The sequence below is a fragment of the Mesorhizobium sp. M1E.F.Ca.ET.045.02.1.1 genome (assembly GCF_003952485.1).
In the GTDB taxonomy this organism is placed as follows: Bacteria; Pseudomonadota; Alphaproteobacteria; order Rhizobiales; family Rhizobiaceae; genus Mesorhizobium.
Genome location: NZ_CP034447.1, coordinates 2,735,001 through 2,737,500 on the forward strand (window position 1 = coordinate 2,735,001; position 2,500 = coordinate 2,737,500).

At 53.7% G+C, this 2,500-nt stretch carries 1 rRNA gene (running past both ends of the window); it reads left to right on the forward strand.

The features are described 5' to 3' along the window. A 23S ribosomal RNA gene (locus tag EJ070_RS13290) occupies positions 1 to 2,500 on the forward strand (it extends past both window edges: 180 nt to the left, 146 nt to the right).

Genomic DNA, 2,500 nt, shown 5'->3' on the forward strand with positions numbered 1-2,500 from the left:
AGATCGCGCCGTCTTGCTGTTGTGGTTTCCAAGTATCGCTAATAGGTAACTTATCCTGAATACATAGGGATAAAGTGGCGAACGCGGGGAACTGAAACATCTAAGTACCCGTAGGAAAGGACATCAACCGAGACTCCGGAAGTAGTGGCGAGCGAACCCGGACCAGGCCAGTGGCGATTGAGAGACAAGCGGAACCTTCTGGAAAGTTGGGCCATAGCGGGTGACAGCCCCGTACGCGTAATGCGATCAATCGTCCTCGAGTAAGGCGGGACACGTGAAATCCTGTCTGAAATTGGGAGGACCACCTTCCAAGCCTAAGTACTCGTGCATGACCGATAGCGAACTAGTACCGTGAGGGAAAGGTGAAAAGCACCCCGACAAGGGGAGTGAAAGAGTACCTGAAACCGATTGCCTACAAACAGTGGGAGCCCGCAAGGGTGACCACGTACCTTTTGTATAATGGGTCAGCGACTTAGTGTGACGAGCAAGCTTAAACCGGTAGGTGTAGGCGCAGCGAAAGCGAGTCTGAACAGGGCGTTCAGTTCGTCGCATTAGACCCGAAACCGAGTGATCTAGCCATGAGCAGGCTGAAGGTAAGGTAACACTTACTGGAGGGCCGAACCCATAACTGTTGCAATAGTTCGGGATGACTTGTGGCTAGGGGTGAAAGGCCAATCAAACTCGGAAATAGCTGGTTCTCCGCGAAATCTATTTAGGTAGAGCGTCGACCGAATACCCCAGGGGGTAGAGCACTGGATGGGCTAGGGGTCCTCACCGGATTACCAAACCTAACCAAACTCCGAATACCTGGGAGTACTAGTCGGCAGACACACGGCGGGTGCTAACGTCCGTCGTGAAAAGGGAAACAACCCTGACCTACAGCTAAGGTCCCCAAGTTATGGCTAAGTGGGAAAGGATGTGAGGATCCCAAAACAACCAGGATGTTGGCTTAGAAGCAGCCATCATTTAAAGAAAGCGTAACAGCTCACTGGTCTAAATAAGGGTCTTTGCGCCGAAAATGTAACGGGGCTAAAGCCATACACCGAAGCTTAGGGTTCGTGAGCAATCACGAGCGGTAGCGGAGCGTTCTGTAAGCTGATGAAGCCGTACCCGTGAGGGGCGGTGGAGGTATCAGAAGTGCGAATGCTGACATGAGTAACGTAAGGGGAGTGAGAGACTCCCCCGCCGAAAGACCAAGGGTTCCTGCTTAAAGTTAATCTGAGCAGGGTTAGCCGGCCCCTAAGACGAGGCGGAAACGCGTAGTCGATGGGAACCACGTTAATATTCGTGGGCCTGGAGGTAGTGACGGATCACACAAGTTGTCCAATCTTATCGGATTGAAAGGGCAGCGGAGTGGTTCCAGGAAATAGCTCCTCCTTATAGACCGTACCCGAAACCGACACTGGTGGTCAGGTAGAGTATACCAAGGCGCTTGAGAGAACTATGCTGAAGGAACTCGGCAAATTGCACGCGTAACTTCGGAAGAAGCGTGACCCTTTTCTGCGCAAGCAGAGGAGGGTGGCACAGACCAGGGGGTAGCGACTGTTTATCAAAAACACAGGGCTCTGCGAAGCCGCAAGGCGACGTATAGGGTCTGACGCCTGCCCGGTGCTGGAAGGTTAAGAGGAGGGGTGCAAGCTCTGAATCGAAGCCCCAGTAAACGGCGGCCGTAACTATAACGGTCCTAAGGTAGCGAAATTCCTTGTCGGGTAAGTTCCGACCTGCACGAATGGCGTAACGACTTCCCCGCTGTCTCCAGCATAGACTCAGTGAAATTGAATTCCCCGTGAAGATGCGGGGTTCCTGCGGTTAGACGGAAAGACCCCGTGCACCTTTACTATAGCTTTACATTGGCATTCGTAGTGGCATGTGTAGGATAGGTGGTAGGCTTTGAAGCTTGGGCGCCAGCTCAGGTGGAGCCACCCTTGAAATACCACCCTTATTACTATGGATGTCTAACCGCGGCCCGTTATCCGGGTCCGGGACAATGTATGGTGGGTAGTTTGACTGGGGCGGTCGCCTCCTAAAGAGTAACGGAGGCGCGCGATGGTGGGCTCAGAACGGTCGGAAATCGTTCGCTGAGTGCAATGGCATAAGCCTGCCTGACTGCGAGACTGACAAGTCGAGCAGAGACGAAAGTCGGTCATAGTGATCCGGTGGTCCCGCGTGGAAGGGCCATCGCTCAACGGATAAAAGGTACGCCGGGGATAACAGGCTGATGACCCCCAAGAGTCCATATCGACGGGGTTGTTTGGCACCTCGATGTCGACTCATCGCATCCTGGGGCTGGAGCAGGTCCCAAGGGTATGGCTGTTCGCCATTTAAAGCGGTACGTGAGTTGGGTTCAGAACGTCGTGAGACAGTTCGGTCCCTATCTGCCGTGGGTGTAGGAATATTGAAAGGATCTGTCCCTAGTACGAGAGGACCGGGATGGACGGATCTCTGGTGGACCTGTTGTGGCGCCAGCCGCATTGCAGGGTAGCTATATCCGGACGGGATA